Annotated in this window: 21 protein-coding genes; 12 read left to right on the top strand and 9 right to left on the bottom strand. The window is 62.2% G+C overall.

Going from position 1 to position 21,290, the window contains the following annotated elements; translation table 11 throughout:
- Positions 1 to 75 precede the first annotated feature (75 nt).
- The 5 genes from NCT03_RS08215 to NCT03_RS08195 form a co-directional block, all read right to left on the bottom strand.
- On the bottom strand, positions 76 to 426 hold the full coding sequence (locus NCT03_RS08215; RefSeq protein WP_250492463.1) for a type II toxin-antitoxin system VapC family toxin: 351 nt from the start codon (positions 424 to 426) through the stop codon (positions 76 to 78).
- Positions 423 to 689 carry an AbrB/MazE/SpoVT family DNA-binding domain-containing protein gene (locus tag NCT03_RS08210; protein WP_244827786.1) on the bottom strand — a complete coding sequence of 89 codons (267 nt, stop codon included), beginning with the start codon at positions 687 to 689 and terminating at the stop codon, positions 423 to 425. Before NCT03_RS08210 ends, NCT03_RS08215 begins: the two co-directional genes overlap by 4 nt.
- Positions 690 to 833: 144 nt before the next feature.
- Positions 834 to 1,673: a phosphoserine phosphatase SerB gene (gene serB, locus NCT03_RS08205; RefSeq protein ID WP_250492462.1), complete on the bottom strand. Its 840-nt coding sequence runs from the start codon at positions 1,671 to 1,673 to the stop codon at positions 834 to 836.
- A 64-nt stretch (positions 1,674 to 1,737) separates the two neighbouring features.
- Positions 1,738 to 2,046, bottom strand: coding sequence for a hypothetical protein (locus NCT03_RS08200; RefSeq protein ID WP_250492461.1), 309 nt, complete (start codon positions 2,044 to 2,046; stop codon positions 1,738 to 1,740).
- Positions 2,047 to 2,051: 5 nt separating this feature from the next.
- Positions 2,052 to 3,017 carry a LysR family transcriptional regulator gene (locus tag NCT03_RS08195; protein ID WP_244827788.1) on the bottom strand — a complete coding sequence of 322 codons (966 nt, stop codon included), beginning with the start codon at positions 3,015 to 3,017 and terminating at the stop codon, positions 2,052 to 2,054.
- 105 nt (positions 3,018 to 3,122) lie between these two features.
- On the opposite strand from NCT03_RS08195, the gene NCT03_RS08190 reads away from it, so the two are divergent.
- The 11 genes from NCT03_RS08190 to NCT03_RS08140 all read left to right on the top strand — a co-directional run bounded on the left by NCT03_RS08190 (position 3,123) and on the right by NCT03_RS08140 (position 16,311).
- Positions 3,123 to 4,139, top strand: coding sequence for a zinc-binding alcohol dehydrogenase family protein (locus NCT03_RS08190; RefSeq protein ID WP_250492460.1), 1,017 nt, complete (start codon positions 3,123 to 3,125; stop codon positions 4,137 to 4,139).
- A 156-nt stretch (positions 4,140 to 4,295) separates the two neighbouring features.
- Positions 4,296 to 4,850 carry a DUF6013 family protein gene (locus tag NCT03_RS08185; RefSeq protein ID WP_250464526.1) on the top strand — a complete coding sequence of 185 codons (555 nt, stop codon included), beginning with the start codon at positions 4,296 to 4,298 and terminating at the stop codon, positions 4,848 to 4,850.
- 505 nt (positions 4,851 to 5,355) lie between these two features.
- The gene (gene ku, locus NCT03_RS08180; RefSeq protein ID WP_244827791.1) at positions 5,356 to 6,264 is read left to right on the top strand and encodes a non-homologous end joining protein Ku; all 909 of its coding nucleotides are present in this window, start codon (positions 5,356 to 5,358) and stop codon (positions 6,262 to 6,264) included.
- 166 nt (positions 6,265 to 6,430) lie between these two features.
- Positions 6,431 to 9,190: a DNA ligase D gene (gene ligD / locus NCT03_RS08175; RefSeq protein WP_250492459.1), complete on the top strand. Its 2,760-nt coding sequence runs from the start codon at positions 6,431 to 6,433 to the stop codon at positions 9,188 to 9,190.
- Positions 9,191 to 9,210: 20 nt separating this feature from the next.
- Positions 9,211 to 9,519 (top strand): hypothetical protein, encoded by a 309-nt coding sequence (locus NCT03_RS08170; RefSeq protein WP_502800361.1) that lies wholly within the window; start codon positions 9,211 to 9,213, stop codon positions 9,517 to 9,519.
- Between the two features lie 205 nt (positions 9,520 to 9,724).
- The gene (locus NCT03_RS08165) at positions 9,725 to 10,354 is read left to right on the top strand and encodes a biliverdin-producing heme oxygenase (protein ID WP_250492458.1); all 630 of its coding nucleotides are present in this window, start codon (positions 9,725 to 9,727) and stop codon (positions 10,352 to 10,354) included.
- Positions 10,351 to 12,717: an ATP-binding protein gene (locus NCT03_RS08160; protein WP_250492457.1), complete on the top strand. Its 2,367-nt coding sequence runs from the start codon at positions 10,351 to 10,353 to the stop codon at positions 12,715 to 12,717. Before NCT03_RS08165 ends, NCT03_RS08160 begins: the two co-directional genes overlap by 4 nt.
- A gap of 22 nt (positions 12,718 to 12,739) precedes the next feature.
- Positions 12,740 to 13,204 carry a response regulator gene (locus NCT03_RS08155; protein WP_244827795.1) on the top strand — a complete coding sequence of 155 codons (465 nt, stop codon included), beginning with the start codon at positions 12,740 to 12,742 and terminating at the stop codon, positions 13,202 to 13,204.
- An 86-nt stretch (positions 13,205 to 13,290) separates the two neighbouring features.
- Positions 13,291 to 15,228, top strand: coding sequence for a hybrid sensor histidine kinase/response regulator (locus NCT03_RS08150; RefSeq protein ID WP_250492456.1), 1,938 nt, complete (start codon positions 13,291 to 13,293; stop codon positions 15,226 to 15,228).
- 119 nt (positions 15,229 to 15,347) lie between these two features.
- Positions 15,348 to 15,815, top strand: coding sequence for a VOC family protein (locus NCT03_RS08145; protein ID WP_244827797.1), 468 nt, complete (start codon positions 15,348 to 15,350; stop codon positions 15,813 to 15,815).
- A gap of 22 nt (positions 15,816 to 15,837) precedes the next feature.
- Positions 15,838 to 16,311, top strand: coding sequence for a VOC family protein (locus NCT03_RS08140; RefSeq protein WP_250492455.1), 474 nt, complete (start codon positions 15,838 to 15,840; stop codon positions 16,309 to 16,311).
- Positions 16,312 to 16,328: 17 nt separating this feature from the next.
- Here the strand turns inward: NCT03_RS08140 and NCT03_RS08135 are convergent, their stop codons facing one another.
- Together NCT03_RS08135 and NCT03_RS08130 are read right to left on the bottom strand one after the other, a co-directional pair.
- Complete coding sequence (locus NCT03_RS08135; protein WP_250492454.1) at positions 16,329 to 17,144, bottom strand: ABC transporter permease; 816 nt, start codon at positions 17,142 to 17,144, stop codon at positions 16,329 to 16,331.
- Positions 17,141 to 17,848: an ABC transporter ATP-binding protein gene (locus tag NCT03_RS08130; RefSeq protein ID WP_250492453.1), complete on the bottom strand. Its 708-nt coding sequence runs from the start codon at positions 17,846 to 17,848 to the stop codon at positions 17,141 to 17,143. The genes NCT03_RS08135 and NCT03_RS08130 overlap by 4 nt, the downstream gene beginning before the upstream one ends.
- A 149-nt stretch (positions 17,849 to 17,997) precedes the next feature.
- On the opposite strand from NCT03_RS08130, the gene NCT03_RS08125 reads away from it, so the two are divergent.
- On the top strand, positions 17,998 to 20,370 hold the full coding sequence (locus NCT03_RS08125; protein ID WP_250492452.1) for an AsmA family protein: 2,373 nt from the start codon (positions 17,998 to 18,000) through the stop codon (positions 20,368 to 20,370).
- 333 nt (positions 20,371 to 20,703) lie between these two features.
- Here the strand turns inward: NCT03_RS08125 and NCT03_RS08120 are convergent, their stop codons facing one another.
- A complete protein-coding gene (locus NCT03_RS08120; protein ID WP_250464545.1) occupies positions 20,704 to 20,946 on the bottom strand; it encodes a DUF2795 domain-containing protein in 243 nt (80 codons plus the stop codon).
- A gap of 30 nt (positions 20,947 to 20,976) precedes the next feature.
- Positions 20,977 to 21,240 (bottom strand): hypothetical protein, encoded by a 264-nt coding sequence (locus NCT03_RS08115; RefSeq protein ID WP_244827803.1) that lies wholly within the window; start codon positions 21,238 to 21,240, stop codon positions 20,977 to 20,979.
- Between the last annotated feature and the right edge of the window lie 50 nt (positions 21,241 to 21,290).

Here is a 21,290-nt window from a genome sequence, read left to right as displayed (position 1 = left end):
GGCAGCGGCCCTCGGGCCGCTGCCTGAGAAGCGACGGTGCGTTTCTTCTTCATCGGCATATCCATGACTTTTACCTCACCTCTCATAATATGCCTCGCCCACAGAATTACGGATAGGTCCACCATCGTAGGCGATGACCCCATCAGCAAAATCTCCGCCCGCATCCAGTAACGCAAGTCCTGCCTCGGCGCCCGGACGATTAACCACGACATTGCTTGTGCTCAACAGCGTGCGAATTGCGAAAGCGATATCCGCACGAGTAACGCCGTATTGGCCGCGCAGCACCCAAACAACCTCGCATAGCGTTTGCAGGCTAACCGCCACCATGTCGGCCGTATCCAAAAGTGCGACAGCGCGCGTTGTTTGAATTGCGTCATCGTCCACAATGGTGCGAAGCAGGACGTTCGTGTCAGCTGTAACCTTCATGCCTTGCCAGCCCCTCGGGTCGCGCCACAAGCGGCAATCGCGTCGTTAATTTCCTCGATAGTTAATCGAGCGCCGTTCGTCTTGCCCTTAAGAATGCCCCGCAGTTCCCGAAATGAACCCTTTGTTTGAGCGGCCGTCAATTCGGCCCGGCCGTCCGGCAGCAGGTTCAACTCGATTCTCTCGCCGGGCTTGATACCCAAGTGCTGCAGTACCTCTTTCCGAAACGTGACCTGGCCCCGCGCGGTGACCGTCAGTGTGCTCATGAGATACCTCCATAGTTGATGATCGATTGTAATGCAAAACTGCATTACAATCGAGTTTGAGACAGCGTCAGCGCTGCCACTTCCACTGGCACAAACAAAACCGGCACCCTGAGGTGCCGTTTCTCGGCTTTACGGACTTTGCTTTCAAAACAACCTCAACAACCCATCCAGCCCAACGAAATTAAACGCTAGACTAGCCGCCTCCCTCACCACCGGCTTTGCGCGAAACGCCACCGACAGACCCGCTTCCGCCATCATCTTCAAATCGTTGGACCCATCGCCCATGGCGATCGCGCGTTTCGGATCGACGCCGATCTCCGAGCAGGTCTCGCGCAGCGTGCGCGCCTTGACATCCGCGTTGACGATCTCGCCGAGCACCTTGCCCGTCAATTTGCCATCGACGATTTCGAGCGTATTCGCGCGCGTGTAGTCGAGGCCGAGCCGCACTTTCAGCCGCTCGGTGAAGAACGTGAATCCGCCCGACACCAGCAGCGTTTTCAAGCCCGCTGCCCGCGCGCCGGCGAGCATGCGTTCCGCGCCCGGCGACAACTGCAGACGCTCGTCGAACACGCGTTGCAATGCGGTCGCCTCCAGTCCCTTCAACAGTGCGACGCGGCGCGTGAGACTCTCGTTGAAGTCCTTGATCTCGCCGCGCATCGAGGCTTCCGTGATCGCCGCGACTTCCGCCTTCAGCCCGCAGAAATCCGCGATCTCATCGATACATTCGATCGTGATGAGCGTCGAATCCATATCCATCGCGACTAGGCCGAAGTCGGTCAACTTCGCGTTTGCGTCGATGAACGCGTAGTCGAGCGCGTGCGTGCCGCAATAAGCGTCGATGTCGGCGCGTTGCAGCGGATCGGCATCGGTCAGGCGCAAGAGCGTGTCGTCGATACGCTGCGTTTCGCGCGAACGGGCGAGGGCGGCGAGCGGCTTCAGATGCGCATCGGAGATAAGACTGGGGCTTTGAATGACGAGGTTCATCGCAGGCGGATTGTGATAAGCGCGAAAACCGACATTGTACGGGCCCCACGCGGGTGAAGACCGGCTAGCCTGTTCCAAAGCCAAAGCCAAAGCCAAAGCCAAAGCCAAAGCCAAAGCCAAAGCCAAAGCCAAAGCCAAAGCCAAAGCCAAAGCCAAAGCCCAAGCCCAAGCCCAAGCCAAAGCCAAAGCCAAAGCCAAAGCCAAAGCCCAAGCCCAAGCCCAAGCCCAAGCCCAAGCCCAAGCCCAAGCCCAAGCCCAAGCCCAAGCCCAAGCCCAAGCCCAAGCCCAAGCCCAAGCCCAAGCCCAAGCCAAAGCCAAAGCCAAAGCCAAAGCCAAAGCCAAAGCCAAAGCCAAAGCCAAAGCCAAAGCCCAAGTCGACTATCGCTGCACGCTTCCCGGATCGACGTCCCAATACGGCGGCTCGCCGAAGCGCTCGGCCAGAAAATCGATGAAAGCCAGCGTCTTCGGCGGCACGAACGCGCGACTCGGATACACCGCCCAAATCGCGACCGTCTGCGCGCACGGATAATCATCGAGCAGCGTCACGAGTTCGCCGCTCGCGAGCAGCGGCGCCACGCTCCACGTCGACTTCAATGCAATACCGACGCCCGCCGCGATCGCGTCCCGGATCACTTCGCCGTTATCGGTCACAATGCGCCCCGACACGCGTACATCGATCACGCCCGTCGGCGTATGAAAGCTCCAGTCGCGCTGGTCGGATAGGATCACGCACTCGTGCTCCGCAAGCTCGGCCGGGTGCCGCGGCCGGCCATGCGCCTCGATATACGCAGGCGACGCGCACAGCACGCGCCGGTTGCTCGCCAGCTTGCGCGCGACAAGCGTCGAGTCCTTCAGCGCGCCGATACGAATGGCGAGATCGATGCCCTCATCGACGAGATCGATGATCTGATCCGTCATGCGCAACTCGATGCTCACGCCCGGATACAACCGCAAAAACGCCGGAATCAGCGGCGAAACATGCTGACGCCCAAGCGACGACGGCATGGTCACCCGCAGCCGTCCGTGAGGCCGTTCGCGTGCGCGGCCCACCGATGCACGCGCGGCCTCGGCGGCATCGAGCAGTTCACGCGCGTGGGCCGCGAAAATCTCGCCTTCCTGCGTGACGCTCACGCGCCGCGTCGTCCGATGCAAAAGCCGCGCGCCGAGCATGCGCTCCAGCCCCGCGATGCGCGCGCTCGCCACCGCCGGCGAGAGGCCGAATTCACGCGCCGCCGCCGACAAACTGGCAAGCGCCGCCGCGCGCACGAACAAGCCGACGTCGAGCAGATCGAGACGTTCACGCGCGTCGGAATCGGCATGGCTGGCAAGCGGTTCGCTACTCATTCGATGGATTTCCCAAAAAATGTTTCAACGATTATGACGGTTTTACGGAACGCCGGCGGCGGCTAAGATGACTACACCTCATGCAATCAAACACGGAGCTCAAACATGAAAGCCATTGGACTGACTCGCTATCTGCCGATTTCGAATCCCGAATCGCTCGTCGACATCGAGCTCGACAAACCCGCACCTTCCGGGCGCGACCTGCTCGTGAAAATCGAGGCGATCGCCGTCAACCCCGTCGACACGAAAGTGCGCGCGCCAAAGGACAAGACCGAGGCCACGCCGCGCGTGCTCGGTTGGGACGCGGCGGGCGTCGTCGAAGCGGTCGGCCCCGAGGTCACGCTCTTCAAGCCGGGCGATGCCGTCTATTACGCAGGTGACATCACGCGGCAAGGCGCGAACAGCGAATTTCATCTGATCGATGAACGCATTGTCGGCGCGAAGCCGAAGTCGCTTGATTTCACGTGCGCGGCGGCGTTGCCGCTCACGACCATCACCGCATGGGAAGCGCTCTTCGACCGCCTGAACGTGTCCGCCGAAGGCAAGGACGCGGGCAAGACGGTGCTGATCATTGGCGGGGCGGGCGGAGTGGGGTCCATCGGCATTCAGTTGGCCAAGCAGGTTGCGAAGCTGAACGTGATCGCCACCGCATCGCGGCCGGAATCCGCGCAATGGGCGAAGGAGCTGGGCGCGAATCACATCGTCAATCACTTCGAGGACATCCCCAAGCAGCTGAAGGACGCGGGCTTCCCGCAAGTCGATTTCGTGCTGATTTTCAACGACACCGACAAGCATTTTCCGGCAGCGGCGGAAGTGATCAAACCTCAAGGCGGCATCTGTACGATTGTCGAGAATGCGAAGCCGATCGCGGTCGAATTGCTGAAGGCGAAAAGCGCGGCGTTCCACTGGGAGTTCATGTTCACGCGCGCGATGTTCCATACGCCCGACATGATCGAACAACACAAGCTGCTCACGGAAGTGGCGCGGCTGATCGACGCAGGCGCGATCCGCACGACGCTCGGCCGCGACCTCGGCAAGATCAATGCGACGAATCTGCGTGAGGCGCATCGCCTGCTGGAAGAAGGGCGCGCGATCGGCAAGCTCGTGCTAACCGGTTTTTGACGAACTTCAACGAAGCGGGCCATCGTTCAAGTGCACACGGGTTTTCCATTAGGAGACCCGGGCATGCTCGGCGCTAGACTGAATTCGCCTTCAGTCATCCGGCACGTCGTTCGCGGCGCGCCGGAATTCCCCAAGCGTTTAAACGGAGGTGCCGGCATGAATCGTCGCCCGAATTTCAGTCGCATCGTTTCAGCGTTCGCGCTCGCGTTGGGCGTGATGGCGAGCGCGCATGCGACGCCAGGCATCAAGGTTCTCTCCGAAGCGCCCAATGACGGGCCGATCAAATACAGCGTGAAGATGGTGTCGAAGAGCTTCGGCAACGAACAGGAAACGCGCACCATCCGCTCGGGGCAGAGCGACGACTTTACCTGGCAGGGCGCGGCGCCCGCTGGCGCGCAGCCAGTGCCGGATGGCTGTCCGCAGGCGGCATCGGTGCCGCATAGCGCGGACGGCGCGGCCGTGCGCCAGGTGCAGATTCGCTTTGCGCCGGTCATCGCGGATAACGGCGCGGCCAATGTGCAAATCAGCTTTCGAGCTTATGCGCCGAAGGGTGTGAATAAGGTCACGGTCGGCGGCAAGAGCTTGCAGTGTCCGGTCGATAATCGCTTCAGCCAGGTCGTGCGCTTTTCCATGTCGACTTCGACCGGCTCCAAGAAGACCGTTACGCTCGATGATGGAACGCAACTGACGATTACGGCGAGTCGGAAGTAGGGCGCTGATGGCGCGGGCTTGTTTCGCTGATCGTGACTTGCTGCTTGATCGGCATGCAGACGGCGGGGCGGTGGCTTAAGCATCGGCCCCGACGATGATCTCAGTGCAATCGGTCCGCGTGCGTCTCAGGCAAGGTCAACGAGGCTCTTGCCAGAGGCGACGTCGCGACCGCAATGCGTTCAAGCGCACTCAAGCGCACTCAAGCGCACTCAAGCGCACTCAAGCGCACTCAAGCGCACTCAAGCGCACTCAAGCGAGGCAACTAACCGTCTGTTCCCTCGCAATCTAACTACTTCGACGTACACCGCTGTCACCGATACATCTCCGTAAAGCTTACAGCAGCAGCGCCATTCGCGGATCAGATCCAACAACGCAATCAAAGCCCGCCGCCAACCTCCCTGATTTGGCACGCTTCCTGCGGTACACCCCGATGCCCGCTTCAAACGCAGCTTTCAACCGCGCGTGAAGCGCACCCCATCGACCGTTCCGCCAGCGAGGTTTCGCGATGCCGCACATGATCTGGAAGGGTGCGATCAGCTTCGGGCTGGTCCACGTGCCCGTGCAACTGTATCCCGCCACGCAGTCGGACAAGGTCGGCTTCAATCTGCTCGACAAACGCTCGATGGACCCCATCGGCTACAAGCAGATCAACAAGAACACCGGCAAGGACGTGACACGCGACAACATCGTGCGCGGCTTCGAGTACGAGAAGGGCAAATACGTCGTGATGACCGATGCCGAAATCCGCGCGGCCAATCCCGAGTCGACTCAAACGGTCGACATCCTCGCTTTCGTCGATGCCCCCGAAATCTCGTTCCTCTCGCTCGACACGCCGTACTATCTCGCGCCCGATCGGAAAGGCGAAAAGGTTTATGCGCTTCTGCGCGACGCCTTGAAAGACACAGGCAAGGTCGGCATCGCTAGCGTCGTGCTGCACAACAAGCAGCATCTGGCCGCATTGATTCCCGTCGGTCCCGCGCTTGCGCTCAACACCTTGCGCTGGGGCGACGAAGTACGCGATTTCACCGACTTCAAGTTCCCCGATGAAGACACTAAGAAAGCGGGCGTATCGCCGAAAGAACTCGACATGGCCAAGCGCCTGATCGACGACATGAGCGACTCGTGGGACCCGACGAAGTATCACGACACCTTCAAGGACGACATCATGGCGCTCGTCGACCGCAAGGTGAAGGAAGGCAAGGTCGCGGAAGTCATGAAGATCGACGAGGGTAGCGGCGGCGAAGGCAAGGCATCCGCCGATATCCTCGACCTTTCCGAACTGCTCAAGCGCAGCCTGAAGAAGGGCGGCGCGGCGCCGGCCAAGCGCGGCGCCGCGGCATCGAAAGACGACGATTCGGGTGAAGAACCCGCCGCGAAGCCCGCGCGCAAGACTACGCGGCGCAAACGTGCCTGAAGCGTGAGGCGTGCCGGCCGCGCCCATGAGCTGCGCGACGGCACGTTACGCGGTCTGATGAAGCAGACAGAGCGTGGCGACCAACCCCGCAACATCGGCGACGTTTGACGCAATCACACACCGCACCACGACTACCAAGCCTCCCATAAACGGAGCCACGAAAACGATGGCCGGCAAACTCGAAACCTATCAGCGCATGCGGCGTTTCAACGAGACGCCGGAGCCGTCCGGGACGCAGAAGGCTGCCGCGAAGAAACGCGCAGCCAAAAAAGCCGCCGCGGTCGAGACGCTCTCATTCGTGATCCAGGAACACGATGCGCGCCGCCTGCACTACGACTTTCGCCTGGAGCTCGACGGCACGCTCAAGTCGTGGGCCGTGCCAAAAGGCCCGAGTCTCGATCCCACGGTCAAGCGCCTTGCGGTTCATGTCGAAGATCATCCGATCGATTACGGTTCGTTCGAAGGCGATATCCCCGAAGGAAATTACGGCGCGGGCAGCGTGATCGTCTGGGATCGCGGTCGCTGGGCGCCGCAAGCCGGCAGCTTCGACGAAGCCCTGGCCGAATATGAAAAAGGCAAGCTCAAGTTCGTGCTCGATGGCGAAAAGCTGCAAGGCGGCTTCACGCTCGTGCGCAGCTACATGCGCGGTAGCGGCGACAAGGAACAGTGGCTACTCATCAAGGAACGCGACGACGAAGCGCGTCCCGAAAGCGAATACGACATCCTTCTGAAGCGGCCCGGCAGCGTCTTGTCGGAATCGCTCGGCGCGCGGGGGAAGGATGGCGCGGTCGTCGAGCGCATCGAGCGCAAGACCAAGCCTGCCGCCAAGAAAGCGGCCACCAGAAAAACCGTCAGCAAGACAGCGAATGGGCGCGAGCATCCGGATATCGTCGCGAACCGGAACGCGGAGTCGTTGCGCACGCTCTCGCATGACCCGGCGATAGAAGGCGCGGTCAAGGCCAAGCTGCCCGCGACCTTCAAGCCGCAACTGGCCACGCTCGTCGATACCGCGCCGCCCGGCGAAGACTGGGCCTATGAGATCAAGTTCGATGGCTATCGCGTGCTCGTGCGGATCGAGACGATCAAGGGCAAACGCGATATCCGCATTTTCACGCGCAACGGCAACGACTGGACGGCGAAGTTCAGCAAGCAGGTGAAGGCGCTCGAAGCACTCGACATAGAAGACGGCTGGCTCGATGGCGAAGCCGTCGTGCTCGACGATCGCGGCCTGCCGGACTTTCAGGGGCTGCAAAACGCGTTCGATGTCGGACGTCCGCAAGATATCGTCGTGTACTTCTTCGATCTGCCTTATCTGAACGGGTACGACTTGCGCGAGGTGCCTGTCGTGCAGCGCCGCGCCATTCTGAAGGCGATCGTCGAACCGCTCGCCGATCCCGTGCTGCGCTACTCGGAAGACTTCGCTTTTCACGCCGACGATCTCCTCAAAAGCGCCTGCGACATGGCGCTGGAAGGGATCATCGGCAAGCGGATCGACTCGACTTATGTCTCCGGACGCAGCGCGTCGTGGATCAAGCTCAAGTGCCGGCGCCGGCAGGAGTTCGTGATCGGCGGCTATTCGGAACCGGCGGGCACGCGCGGCGAGTTCGGCGCGTTGCTGCTCGGCGTGTACGACGCCAAGGGCAAGCTGCAATACGCGGGTCGCGTCGGCAGCGGCTTCGATCACGCCACGCTCACCGCCGTGAAGAAGGAACTCGACAAGCGCGAAACCAAAAGCATGCCGTTTGCGAGCGAGCCGCAGGAGCGCAGCCGCACGCCGGTGCATTGGGTGAAGCCCGAACTCGTGGCGGAATGCAATTTCGCGGAATGGACCAAGGAGCGCATCGTGCGACAAGCATCGTTCGTCAGTCTGCGCGACGACAAGCCGGCCAGGCAGATCGTCAAGGAAGAAGCGGTATCGGCGCAAAAGGTGGAAGACGAGGGCGCGCCGAAGAAGACGGCTGCCAGGAAAATCGCCGCGAAGAAAGCGCCCACGAAAACCGCGGCCAAAAGCAAATCGGCCGCCGAGGTCGAAGGCGTCAAGATCAGCCATCCGGATCGCGTCATCGACAAGTCCACGGGGCTTCGGAAAATCGATGTCGTCGAGTATTACGCGTCGGTCGCTCAATGGATGCTGCCGCATCTGCACGACCGGCCCGTGTCCCTCGTGCGCGCCCCGGAAGATATCGGCGGCGAATTGTTCTTTCAAAAGCACAGCGCAAGGCTCGCGATTCCGCACATCACGCAGCATGCGGATATCGATCCGGGACATCCGCCGCTGCTCACCATCGAATCGGCGCAAGCGCTCGTCGGCACGGCGCAAATGGGGACGATCGAACTGCATACATGGAACGCGCTGGCGTCGAACATAGAGAAACCGGATCGCATGGTGTTCGACCTCGACCCCGGCGAAGGCGTCGGCTGGAAGCGCATGGTCGAAGCCGCGAAGCTCACGAAGGAACTGCTGGCCGAACTCGGACTTACTTCGTTTTGCAAGACGAGCGGCGGCAAAGGCTTTCATGTGGTCGTGCCGCTCGCCAAACAGTCGGGCTGGGACGAAATGAAGGGCTTCTCGCAAGCCGTCGCGCAGCATATGGCGAGTACCTTGCCCAAGTTCTTTTCCGCGAAGATGGGCATGCAGAATCGCAAGGACAAGATATTCATCGACTATCTGCGCAACAACCGCGGATCGAGCACGGTGGCGGCGTTCTCGTTGCGCTCGCGGCCGGGACTGGGCGCTTCGATGCCTATCGCCTGGGACGAAATCGACGAGGTCACGAGCGGCGATCAATGGAACATCGGCAACGTGGCCGAGCGCATGAATTCATTGCGCGCCGACCCGTGGGCCGACTACGCGAAGGGCCGCCAGCGTCTTACGGCGGCAATGAAGAAACAGCTTGGCATCGACGCTAAAAGCAAGACCAAGTGAACGCATCAAGGAGAGGGACCATGAAGCCAGTCAGGACAGCACCCGAAAGCGCGCCCGAACGCGGCCGCGAAATGTCGAGCAAGGACGAACAGACGCAAGTGGACGACGATTCATCGAACGCGGCGCTGCCGCACGAGGCGGATCAAAGTGTCGACTCGCAGGATGAGCACGAGCCGCGCGAAGTCGGCAAGCAGGCGCATGACGATGTAAAACGCGGCCTCGTCGATACCGACCGGCGCGGCGGCGGCGCGTATCAGGAAGCCACGCAGCGCGACGATCACGCGAACGAGAATAGCGGCGGCGGCAGCGGCGGCCGAGGCGCGAATTGAACCAGATGGTGAAACCACGAGCGTTGCACTGACATTGCGTGAGACGGTTGCGTAAAATGATTTTTGTTTCGAAAGCAGAACACGTCGATCATGCGTTTTCTACCGGATCATTCAGTGCCGCGCGTTTCATCCGGTAAGCGCTTCCGATGCAAGCCTCGTTTGCTTGCGTGAACATCCATAGCGTCCTCAGCCAACCCGACGGAACATGTCCCAAGATCTATTGTCCCGGCTCAAGAACGAAACCGCCGTATGCCATACGCGGCTCGAGAACGCGCTCGACCTCATGCAGGACAGCCTGCAACGCGCCGAATACATTGCGCTGCTCGAACGCTTCTACGGCTACATCGCGCCGTGGGAAGACGTCGCGGGCGCGCAGATGCCCGAGTCGCTGCAAGTATTTTTCGATGAGCGCCGCAAGGCGCCGCTCATCGCCGCCGATCTCGCCGTGCTCACGGGCGAACGCGTGCCCGTGGGTTCGGTCCCGCGCGCTCACGCGCTTTACGATCTGCCGCAGATCAAGAACGTCGCGAGCGCGATCGGCTCCATGTACGTGATGGAAGGCTCGACCCTGGGCGGGCGTTTCATCGCGCCGCATGTTGCCAAGCTGCTCGATCTCGAACCCGGTTTCGGCAACGCTTATTTCGAAGGTTACGGTTCGCACACCGGCAGCATGTGGAACGCCTTCCGCACGACCGTCGCGGCGACGGTGCCCGAGGCGCAATACGACGAAGCCGTGCATGCGGCCATCGCGACCTTCGAGAGCATGCAGGCGTGGCTGTGCCCGGAATCCGCGGAGGTCGAAGACCTTCAGGCCGTGAGCGGAGTGGCCACATGAGCGAGGCGGCAAGCGGACCAGCCGGTTCTGCGTCCTTTCACGGCGACTCGCAAGGTCCGCCGGATGCCGTCGCGCGCCGCCTGACGCTCGACTCCGGCGTTGCGAGCAGGGACTGCGACGCCGAGCCCATCCATGCGCCCGGTGGCATCCAGCCGCATGGCTATCTGCTCGTGCTGGACGACGCTCTGCGTATTCTGCAGGCAAGCGAGAATCTGGCTGCGCTCACGGGCCGGGACATCGAGACGCTGCCTGGCGAATCGCTCGAAACAGTGCTGGGCGATGTGGGCGCCAAGCGCATCGCGAAAGCCGCCGCGACGGCGGAGATCGACGACGCGCCGCTTTACGTCGGCCCGGTGGATGCCGCCAAAGCGGACCATGCCTCCGTGCGCCTGGATGTGACGGTGCATCGCCATGAAGGCGCGCTCATCGTCGAGATGGAAACGGCCGCCATCGGCGACGCCGCTTTCGCGTCCATGTATCCGCTCGTGCGCACGTTCGCACGCGGTTTGCAGGATGCCGGCACCGTGCAGGAACTCGCGGAACTCGCCGTGCAGGAAGTCCGCGCGATCACCGGCTTCGGTCGCGTCATGCTTTACAGCTTCGATGAGGAAGGCCGCAGTCATGTGCTCGCTGAAAATCGCGACGAAAGCTATGCGTCCTTTCTGCATCAGTTCTTTCCGGCTTCCGACATTCCGCGTCAGGCGCGCGCGCTGTATATGCGGCACCGGATTCGCCTCGTCGCCGATGTGAACTATCGCCCCGCGCGCCTCGTGCCGGCGCTCAATCCGCTGACCGGCCGCCCGACTGACCTCACTTACGCCACGCTGCGCAGCTTCTCGCCCGTGCATCTGGAATACATGCGCAACATGAACACGCATGCGTCGATGTCGGTGTCGATCGTCGTGCGCGGGCGCTTGTGGGGCCTCATTTCCTGTCACGATCACGATCCGCGCATCGTGTCGTTCAATACACGGCTGGCGGTCGAACATCTGGGGCACATGCTGTCGCTGCAGATCGAGGCAAAGGAAGAGCGCGCCGAGGGCGAATATCTCGCCGGGCTGCGCCGCACCATGGGCCGTCTCGTCAGCGCGATGGGCGAGCACACCAATTTCGTGGCCGGCTTGCAGGCGGCGCCGAACGACGTGCTGGGCTTCGCGCGTTCGGCGGGCGCGGCTATCGTCTTCGATGAAAACGTCACGCTCATGGGCGCGACGCCCGATGAAGACACGGTGCGCGCGCTCACGCACTGGCTCGCGGAAAACACCACGGGCGTGTGGGCAAGCGACTCGCTCGCGCGCGAATGGCCGCCCGCCAAGGCGCACGAGGACAAGGCGTGCGGCGTGCTCGCCGTGCCGGTATCGCAGATTTTTCGCAACTATTTGCTGTGGTTTCGCCCCGAGGTGATGCAGACCATCAAGTGGGCGGGCGAGCCGGTCAAGATTCGCGACGCGGAAGGCGCCAGCGCCCCGCGCACGAGCTTCAGTCCCTGGCTCGAAACGGTGCGCGGGCATTCCGCCATGTGGCGTCAGGGCGAGATCGAAATCGCCAACGAATTGCGCGGCGCGCTTCTGAATATCGTGCTGCGCCGTGCCGAGGAACGCGCGGAACTCGCGACCGAACTCGCACGCGCGAACAAGGAACTCGAAGCGTTTTCGTATTCGGTATCGCACGACTTGCGCGCGCCGCTGCGCCATATCGCGGGTTACGGCGACCTGCTGCGCGAACTGGAAGGCGAGCGCATGTCGGAAAAGAGCCGGCGGTTTTTGAACAACATGCTGGATTCGGCGCGCTTCGCGGGCACGCTCGTCGACGATCTTCTGACCTTCTCGCAGATGGGCCGCGCGGCGCTCAGACCCGCTCCGGTCGACCTGAACCAGCTCGTCGGCGTGATCGTGCGGGAGTTCGAAATGGATGCCTCCGAGCGCCGGATCGAGTGGGTCATCGGCGATCTGCCGCGCATCACGGGCGACGCCGCTTTCCTGCAACTGGCGCTGCGCAACCTCATTTCGAACGCGGTGAAATATACGAGAACGCGAGAATCGGCGAAAATCGAGATATTCGCCCAGAAAAGCGGCGACGAGTACATCGTCGGCGTACGGGACAATGGCGTCGGCTTCGACATGAAATATGGAGCCAAGCTGTTCGGCGTGTTCCAGCGGCTGCACCGCGCGGAGGAGTTCGAGGGCACCGGTATCGGCCTCGCCAACGTGCGGCGGATCATCGAACGGCACGAGGGACGCACGTGGGCGGAAGGGCGGCTCGGAGAAGGCGCGGTATTCTATTTCTCCCTGCCGGTCGTGTTTCGACATGTCACGGGCCGCGAAGGCGTCCGCCTGGGTTCCGGCGCGCCGTCGGGAACCTGAATATCAGCGTCAATACCAGACCATGCTTAAACCGATTTTGCTTGTCGAAGACAATCCGAACGACCTCGAACTCACGCTCGTGGCGCTGGACAAAAGCCAGCTTGCGAACGAAGTGATCATCGCGCGCGACGGTCAGGAAGCTATCGACTATCTCACTTGCGAAGGCGACTGGAAGGAGCGCACGCCGGGAAATCCCGCGGTCATTTTGCTCGACTTGAAACTGCCGAAAATCGACGGGCTCGAAGTGCTCGACACGATCCGCTCGACCCCGGTTCTGAAAAGCGTGCCGGTCGTCATGCTCACGTCCTCGCGCGAAGAGCAGGACCTCGTGCGCAGCTATGAACTCGGCGTCAATGCTTATGTAGTCAAGCCCGTGGAGTTCGCGGAATTCGTCGAGGCGATCAGCGATCTCGGCGTGTTCTGGGCCGTGCTCAACGAGCCGCCGCCGGGTTCCACGCGCTTTCGCCGACCGCCGTCCGCGCAATGACCGACGTGAACCTCGTGAACTTCGTGACTGCCAATATCGACCGCATCGTGCGCCGCCGCGCGTTTTCTCGCGAGGCCGCCTAGACCATGCAGCCCCTGCATCTGCTTCTCGTGGAAGACAACGCACTCGATGCGGAGCTGACCATCGCTCAGCTCGAGCGCGCCGATTACGCGGTGGATGCGTCCATCGTCTACGACTCGGCGAACTTCATCGCGGAGCTCGCCGCCAAGCGCTTCGACGTGATTCTCGCGGACTTCGTCATGCCCACGTTCTCCGGCATCGAGGCGCTGAGCATCGCGAGCGAGCGCGCGCCGGATACCCCGTTCATCTTCGTGTCCGGGCTGCTCGGCGAAGAACACGCCGTCGACATGCTCAAACGCGGCGCGACCGACTATGTGCTGAAGCAGCGTCTGCAACGGCTGCCCGCGGTGGTGCGCCGCGCCATGCGCGAGAGCGACGAGCGTGCGCAACGCATTGCGGTGGAGCGCGCGCTGCGCGAGACGGAGACGCACTTTCGCATGCTGATCGACGCGCTGAAGGACTACGCCGTCATCACGCTCGACCCGGAAGGGCGCATTCGCACGTGGAACGCGGCGTCGGAACGCATTCTCGGCTTTCCGGCGCAAGACGTGCTCGGCCAGAGCGCGAGCATCTTCTATAACCAGGAAGACCGCGAAACCGGCGTATTCGAGGACGAACTCGACATCGCGCGGCGCGAGGGCAGCGCCAGCGACGACCGCTGGCTGTGGCGCAAGGACGGCCACTCGTTCTTCGCCTCGGGCGTGACCACGGCTATCCGCACGGAAAACGACGAACTGATCGGCTTCTCGAAGATCGTGCGCGACGCCACCGACGCTCACATGGCCGCCGATGCCTTGCGGCTCGCCAAGGATCAGGCGGAATCCGCGAATCGCGCGAAGGACCATTTCCTGGCGGTGCTGTCGCATGAATTGCGCACGCCGCTCACGCCGATTCTCGCCGCCGTGCGTCTGCTCGAAATGAAGCATTCGCTGTCGCACGAGGCGCATCCCACGCTCGAACTGATTCGCCGCAATGTGGAACTGGAGGCGCGTCTGATCGACGATCTGCTCGATCTGACGAGCATCGCGCGCGGCAAGCTGAGTCTGAATTTCGCGAGCGTCGCGCTCGATACCTTGCTCACGAGCGCACTCGACATGTCGGAAGCCGACATGCGCGCGAAGAATCTCACGCTCGACACGCGCTTCGACGCGCACCAGTTCGTCGTTTTCGGCGATGCCGCGCGCCTTCAGCAGATCGTCTGGAACCTGATGAAGAACGCGGTGAAGTTCACCCCGGCGGGCGGGCGGCTCGAAGTACGGACGTGGAATCCGGATCGCGCGACCATCGCGGTATCGGTGACGGATAGCGGCATCGGCATCAGCGCCGAAGCATTGCCGCGCATTTTTTCCGCATTCGAACAGGCCGACGATTCCATCACGCGTTCCTTCGGCGGGCTGGGCTTGGGCCTGGCTATCGCCAGCACGCTCGCGCAGAAGCATGGCGGCACGCTCTCGGCCTACAGCGAAGGCCGCGATGCGGGCGCGCGTTTCACGCTCACGTTGCCGCTCGCGAAAACGGAGCCGCAGCACGAGGCCGAGCCGCTCGTCGAGGCAAAGCGGCACGAACACGGCCGTTCGCTGCGCGTATTGCTCGTGGAGGACAACGAGCAGACTTCATCGGCGATGGCGGAAGTGCTGGAGATGCTCGGTCACGTCGTTACTGTCGCCAGCACGGTGGCAGTTGCGCTCGAACGCGCGAAGGAGGCGTCGTTCGATCTTCTCGTGAGCGACATCGGCTTGCCGGATGGCACCGGTCTCGACATCGCGCGCGCGTGGCGCGAGCTACAGCCCGACAAGCCCGCCGTGGCCATTACGGGCTACGGCATGGACGAAGACATTCGACGTTGCCGGGAAGCAGGTTTTCGGGATCATCTGACGAAGCCCGTCAACTTTTCGCGGCTCGAAGGGCTCATTCAGACGCTGGCCGAAACGCCGGACGCCTGAGCTGCAAAAAAATCCGGCCGAACTCCGGATCGATGTCGATTGACGCCTGGCTTGCACGTTGTAGGGTAGGAGAGCGGCGCCGATTCCCGGCGCGTCTCGTCACTTCTACGGAGCCAGCCATGTCCACACCCGCCGTCAACCCCATTCCGCCCGGCATGCGTTCGCTGACCCCGCACCTCACGTGCGCGGGCGCGGCGGAGGCGATCGACTTCTACGTGCGCGCCTTCAACGCCGTCGAACTGGGCCGTCTGCCCGGACCGGACGGCAAGCTCATGCATGCCATGGTCAAGATCGGCGATTCGGTGCTGATGCTCGTCGACGAGAACCCGACCTTCGGCATGCTTGGCCCGAAGGCGATCAAAGGGTCGCCGGTGACCATCCACCTTTATGTCGAAGATGTCGATGCCACATTCACGCAGGCCATCGATGCCGGCGCCGAAGTCACCATGCCGGTTGCCGAGATGTTCTGGGGCGACCGTTACGGCCGGCTTGTCGACCCGTTCGGGCATCAGTGGTCGTTGGCATCGCACGTACGCGACGTGAGCCCCGAGGACATGCAAAAGGCGATGACCGCGCCGCGCGAATAACGCGCCTTTCAAGGAGAGACTCATGAACAAGATATCGCCATGCCTATGGTTCGACGGCAACGCGCAGGAGGCCGTCGATTTCTATCTGAGCGTGTTCAAGGACGCGCGCATCGTTGAAACCATGCTGCATAACGAGGCCAGTCCGGGCACGCCGGGCAGCGTGCTCGCCATTCTGTTCCAGTTGGAAGGCGAAGACATCATGGCGCTCAACGGCGGCCCAGAATTCAAGTTCACGCCCGCCCTGTCGTTGTTCGTCAAATGCGACAGTCAGGCCGAGATCGACCGCTACTGGGACAAGCTTCTCGAAGGCGGCCAGGCGATGGCCTGCGGCTGGCTCACGGACCGTTTCGGCGTGACGTGGCAGATCGCGCCGAGAAAGCTGCTCAAGATGCTGCAGGACCCCGACCCGGACAAGGCCAATCGCACGATGACCTCGATGAGAACGATGGTGAAGCTCGACCTCGACGAACTGGAGCGGGCATACCGCGGAGCGTGACGCGAAAAGGAAGCGCTTCAGGCAGAGCGCTTCTTCGCCTTCCTCTCCATGAGTTTCGCGGCCATGAAGCGGTGATCCGGCGAGAACAGCCGCCGATACGTCAGCACGACTGCGCCGACCACGCCGAGCGCCGAAGCCGCCGCGATCAGAAACATGATGACGATCTGATAGCGCACCGCCTGCAATGGAGATTGTCCCGCCAGCACCTGACCGGTCATCATCCCCGGCAGACTGACGAGGCCCACGACGGTCATCTGGTTGAGCGTCGGAATCATGCCCGCGCGCACGGCCTGCCGCGCGGGCCCTTGCGCGGCTTCCCAGCGCGTCGCGCCTAATGCGAGCGACATCTCCACGGCCGCGCGTCCGGCGGTCAGTTCCTCCGTCATGCGTTCGATGCCGAGCGACACGCCTGTGAGCGTATTGCCGAGAATCATGCCGAGAATGGGTATGGCGTATTGCGGCTCGTACCACGGATGAATGCGGATCACGACGAACAGCCCGAATGCGCCGATCAGCCACGAACTCGCCCAGATCGACACGATGCTGTCGGCGCGTTGTCCGGCGTAGGTGCGCCGTCCGCGATTCGAAGCGGACAGTCCCGCGATGATGGTCATCAACGCCATGAGCGGCAGCACGACATACCACCGGCTGAAGGCAAACACCCAGCCGAGCACATAGCCTATCAGCAGCAATTGAACGACGGTGCGTATGGCCGCGATCGCGAGCTTGCGTTCGAGCCCGAGATTGAGCGCGATCGACAACGCGCCGTTCACCACGATCAGCGCCGCCGCAAGCGCGATATCGAGGAGACCGAGGTTTTGATAACCGTTCATGGCGCGCTCGCTTCGGTGAGGACGCCCGCGTTCATCGACAAATGACGCGTGGCCACGCGCGCGGCCTGTTCGGGGTCGTGCGATACCCAGATGCTCCCGCGCTTGTTGCCCGGTTTGTCATCCGCTTTGTCCGCCGATTCGAACCACGCGCTGACCAGCGCTTCGATCGAACGCGCCGAAGCCGGATCGAGCGATGCCGTGGGCTCGTCGAGCAGCAGCACGTCGGGCGCGAGTTGCAGTACACGCACGAGCGCGGCGATCTGCGCCTCACCGCCGGACAACTCGCTTGCGGCCTTAACGAGAAAGTCCGCGCCGCGTCCCGCCGCTTCCGCAAGTTGCGTGGCCATCGCGCGATCGAAACGGGCATCGCGATAAGCCTTGAGTGTGTACGGATAACGCAGGTTGTCCTCGACACTTCCGTCCAGCATCGCGGGCCGTTGAGCGATGTAGGCCACGCGTCGTCGATAAGCCGGAATGCCCGCGCGCGCGATACGCTCGCCGCGCCACGTCACGTAACCCTCGTCGCAGGCATCGAGCAGCGCGAGGGTACGCAAGAAGACGCTCTTGCCCGATCCCGACGGTCCCGTGATCGCGGCGCGCTCGCCTTCGCTCAGCACGAAATCCGTGGGATGCAAAAGGACGGTGCCGCGCGCGGTATCGCGCCGTGCGACGCCGACGGTTGCGACGAGTGAAGAAGAAGGCATCGGGCCTCGTGGGGCGTTATCGAGCCGTCATCTTACGGAAAAGGCCGGGCGTTGCCCATGACATGCGGCGCACATGACACACGTCGACCGTCACGCGGGCACACTCTGTGCTGCGCCACACACAATCAGAAAAAATGGATGGAGAGGTCATGGCGCAGGCCCGCACGAGCAGAAAAATCGGAAAGATCGTCGCATGGTTTTTTGCCGTTCTGGCGGTACTGATAGCGGTGATCGTGGTTATTTTCCTGACGTTCGACTGGAATCGCCTGAGGCCGTGGGTCGATGACAAAGTCTCGCAAGCCATTGGGCGGCAGTTCCATATTACCGGCGACCTGAAGGTGGGCTGGCGCCGTCCGCCTAACGAAACGGGCTGGAAACGCTGGGTGCCGTGGCCGCGCTTCTCGGCTGAAAAGATCACCATCGCGAACCCGGACTGGGCGCGCAACCAGTATTTCGCCACGCTCGACGAAATCGACTTTCAGGTGGCCGTGCTGCCGCTGCTCGCGCACGACATCGTCATTCCCGCGATCAATCTGGTGAATCCTTCCATCGATGTCGAGCGGCTCAAGGACAACCGCAACAACTGGACGTTCAAGTTCAAGCAGTCCACCGAACCTTCGATGTGGAATCTCAAGCTCGGCGATATCTCGCTTGCAAAAGGCACCGTCGGCGTGCACGACGAAGTGACCAAGGCCGAGATGCAGGTCGATATCGATACGCTCGGCCAGGCCGTGCCGATCGGCGAAGTGATGAAGCAGCAACAAGAGGCGTCGAGCAAATCGTCGGCGGAGATGGTCGGCAAGAGCGGCGCGGCCAAGCTGGAAAAGCAGACGGATGCAGCGGCGGCTTCGGAGGCGTCCGCTGCTTCGGCAGCATCCGCGGCTGCGGCGGCGAATGCATCGGCGCCGAATCCGGCGAGTACGTCGGCCAATCAGAGCATCACGACGAAAGAAGGCGTGAAGCCGCCGATTCCGCCGTATGCCTTCGGCTGGACGGTCAAGGGCACCTACAACGGCGGCAAGGTTTCCGGCGACGGCAAGCTCGGCGGCGTGCTCGCGGTGCAGGACGCGGCGCGCCCGTTCCCCGTTCAGGCCGATGTGCGCCTGGGGGACACGCATATCGCGTTCGTCGGCACCGTGACCGATCCCGCTCATCTCGCGGCGCTCGATCTGCGGCTGTGGATTCAGGCGGTCAGCATGGCGCATCTGTATCCGTTCACGGGCGTGACCCTGCCGGAAACGCCTCCTTTTGCCACGGAAGGGCGTCTCACCGGTCAGTTCAAGGAAGACGGCAACGTGTTCCACTACGAGAACTTCACGGGCCGCGTGGGTGGCAGCGACATCAACGGGTCGCTCGTCTATGCGGGCAGGAAGCCGCGACCGCTGCTTCAGGGCGAACTCGTGTCGCATCTGCTGCGTTTCGCGGACCTCGCGCCGATCATCGGTGCGGATTCGAACGCGAGCAAAGCCAAGCGCGGCGAGACGGAAAAGCAGCCGTCGGCGAAGGCGTTGCCGACCGAGGAGTTTAAAACCGATCGCTGGAAGGCCATCGATGCCGACGTGAAGTTCACCGGTCAGCGCATCATCAAGGACCCCGACCTGCCGATCACGGACCTCTATACGCACGTCGTGATGAAGGATGGCGTGCTGTCATTCGAACCGCTCAAGTTCGGCGTGGCGGGCGGCGCGTTCTCGTCGAACATTCATCTGGATGGCAGTGCGGCGCCTCTTAAGGGACGCGTGTCGGCGGAGGCGCGGCATCTAAAGCTCAAGCAGCTGTTCCCGACCGTGAAAACCATGCAATCCGCGCTCGGTGAAGTGAACGGCGACGCGGCGTTGTCCGCCACCGGCAATTCGCCCGCCGCGCTCGCTGCAACGTCCAACGGCGAGATCAAGGCGCTCGTGACGCAGGGCACCGTGAGCCGGCTGTACATGGAAGCGGCGGGCCTGAACGTGGCGAACGTCGTCTACGAGAAGCTCTTCGGCAAGCGCGATGTGAACATCAACTGCGCCGCGACCGATTTCGTCGTCACGGATGGCGTGCTCGACTCGCGCGTCTTCGCACTCGATACCGACGACGCGGTCATCAACGTCGACGGCAACATCAATCTGAAGAGCGAACAGATGGATCTGGGGATTCATCCGCATACGAAGGGCTTCCGCATCTTTTCGTTGCGTTCGCCGCTGTATGTGAAGGGCACGTTCAAGGACCCGAAGGTTGGCGTGAATGTCGGCGCGTTGGCGGTGCGCGGCGGTGCGATGGTCGGTCTTGGACTCATCAACCCGTTTGCCGCGTTGATCCCGCTGATCCAGCCGAGCAACAACAAGCCGTTGCCGTGCGCGCAGATGCTGGCCGACATGCGCAATGCGCCGACAGCGCCGCCTGCCGGACAGAAGCAGACGACCAAGGCGGCGCCGGCTTATATGTCGTCGGGTGCGGCCGTGGGCTCGGCTTCCAAGCCGCCGGCGAAGAAGGCCGTGCCGGTCGCGCCGGCCAGTGCGGCGCAGTATCGCGGAAGCTAAGAGCAACCTACTGCACAGGCTTGTCCACAGAATCTGTGGACAAGTCGGTCAACGATCGAGCTATTCGTTTGCCACGTAGAGCATGACCTGATCCGCGCCGCACGGCGTTTTGCGAACAGAATCAAGAAATTAGCTGAGTCGCCAAGCGCTTTTCCACAGGCATTTCCCCGTTTGCGGGGGATAAGTTATGCAGAGGGCGCGGGCAGGTTGGCGCGACTTGAAGCGCAGGGTGTTTTTCGTTGCGCTTCAAATGCTTAGACGAGTTCACAGCGGGTTTTCAACAGGGTGGTCCCCAATTGCTGGGGACAACTTCGGCTCTTTGAGACGCCCTTCCTAGACCGAGATTCCCGGACCGCCATTGCTTCCGAGCAACTGCTCGACGGAATTCGCATCTTTATAGTCTTGCTCGGGCAGACCATCGAAGACAGCAATCACATCGTTGCTGACACCGGCTTCGCGCGCGGCATTCACTAGTGCGTCCTTGTTGGCTGGGAACGTGGCATAACGCAGGACTTCGGCGATTTCATCGTCGATGGGTTCGTCGTTCAGGCTCTGAGTTCCGGGTGTATCCGACATGGAATTCCTATAGATGAAGAAGTGAGCGCTTCAGGTCTGTACCTGAATGGTCTGGCTGGCCATGCCGTGACTCGGCGTACGCGATTTCGGCAGCGGCACATGACGCCAGTGCGCGTGGTCGAGACTATCTGCCGCGATTTCGGGCGCGGGCGGCGCGACCGGCCCGGCGTTCACACGCAAGGCAGCGCGCGTTGCGGCCACTACGGCCGAATCGTCAGTCGAACTCGTGTGCAGAGGCGCGGCGTAACACGACGCCGAAACCAATGCCATCGTCAACAACGTTGAGGTCTTCATCGGGCAACCCCTCCTCACGTAGGCAGCGAGAAGCTTCAAGCAAAGCCTAT

Origin of the sequence: Caballeronia sp. GAWG1-1 (assembly GCF_023631465.1) — a bacterium.
In the GTDB taxonomy this organism is placed as follows: domain Bacteria; phylum Pseudomonadota; class Gammaproteobacteria; order Burkholderiales; family Burkholderiaceae; genus Caballeronia.
The sequence above is the reverse complement of the archived record's forward strand: the minus strand, read 5'-3'. Positions and strand labels throughout refer to the sequence as shown.

Coding starts and splice junctions, on each gene's coding strand:
- NCT03_RS08215 (WP_250492463.1), bottom strand. CDS start 426: ATGAAGGTTACAGCTGACACGAACGTCCTGCTTCGCACCATTGTGGAC.
- NCT03_RS08210 (WP_244827786.1), bottom strand. CDS start 689: ATGAGCACACTGACGGTCACCGCGCGGGGCCAGGTCACGTTTCGGAAA.
- serB (WP_250492462.1), bottom strand. CDS start 1,673: ATGAACCTCGTCATTCAAAGCCCCAGTCTTATCTCCGATGCGCATCTG.
- NCT03_RS08195 (WP_244827788.1), bottom strand. CDS start 3,017: ATGAGTAGCGAACCGCTTGCCAGCCATGCCGATTCCGACGCGCGTGAA.
- NCT03_RS08190 (WP_250492460.1), top strand. CDS start 3,123: ATGAAAGCCATTGGACTGACTCGCTATCTGCCGATTTCGAATCCCGAA.
- NCT03_RS08185 (WP_250464526.1), top strand. CDS start 4,296: ATGAATCGTCGCCCGAATTTCAGTCGCATCGTTTCAGCGTTCGCGCTC.
- ku (WP_244827791.1), top strand. CDS start 5,356: ATGCCGCACATGATCTGGAAGGGTGCGATCAGCTTCGGGCTGGTCCAC.
- ligD (WP_250492459.1), top strand. CDS start 6,431: ATGGCCGGCAAACTCGAAACCTATCAGCGCATGCGGCGTTTCAACGAG.
- NCT03_RS08170 (WP_502800361.1), top strand. CDS start 9,211: ATGAAGCCAGTCAGGACAGCACCCGAAAGCGCGCCCGAACGCGGCCGC.
- NCT03_RS08165 (WP_250492458.1), top strand. CDS start 9,725: ATGTCCCAAGATCTATTGTCCCGGCTCAAGAACGAAACCGCCGTATGC.
- NCT03_RS08160 (WP_250492457.1), top strand. CDS start 10,351: ATGAGCGAGGCGGCAAGCGGACCAGCCGGTTCTGCGTCCTTTCACGGC.
- NCT03_RS08155 (WP_244827795.1), top strand. CDS start 12,740: ATGCTTAAACCGATTTTGCTTGTCGAAGACAATCCGAACGACCTCGAA.
- NCT03_RS08150 (WP_250492456.1), top strand. CDS start 13,291: ATGCAGCCCCTGCATCTGCTTCTCGTGGAAGACAACGCACTCGATGCG.
- NCT03_RS08145 (WP_244827797.1), top strand. CDS start 15,348: ATGTCCACACCCGCCGTCAACCCCATTCCGCCCGGCATGCGTTCGCTG.
- NCT03_RS08140 (WP_250492455.1), top strand. CDS start 15,838: ATGAACAAGATATCGCCATGCCTATGGTTCGACGGCAACGCGCAGGAG.
- NCT03_RS08135 (WP_250492454.1), bottom strand. CDS start 17,144: ATGAACGGTTATCAAAACCTCGGTCTCCTCGATATCGCGCTTGCGGCG.
- NCT03_RS08130 (WP_250492453.1), bottom strand. CDS start 17,848: ATGCCTTCTTCTTCACTCGTCGCAACCGTCGGCGTCGCACGGCGCGAT.
- NCT03_RS08125 (WP_250492452.1), top strand. CDS start 17,998: ATGGCGCAGGCCCGCACGAGCAGAAAAATCGGAAAGATCGTCGCATGG.
- NCT03_RS08120 (WP_250464545.1), bottom strand. CDS start 20,946: ATGTCGGATACACCCGGAACTCAGAGCCTGAACGACGAACCCATCGAC.
- NCT03_RS08115 (WP_244827803.1), bottom strand. CDS start 21,240: ATGAAGACCTCAACGTTGTTGACGATGGCATTGGTTTCGGCGTCGTGT.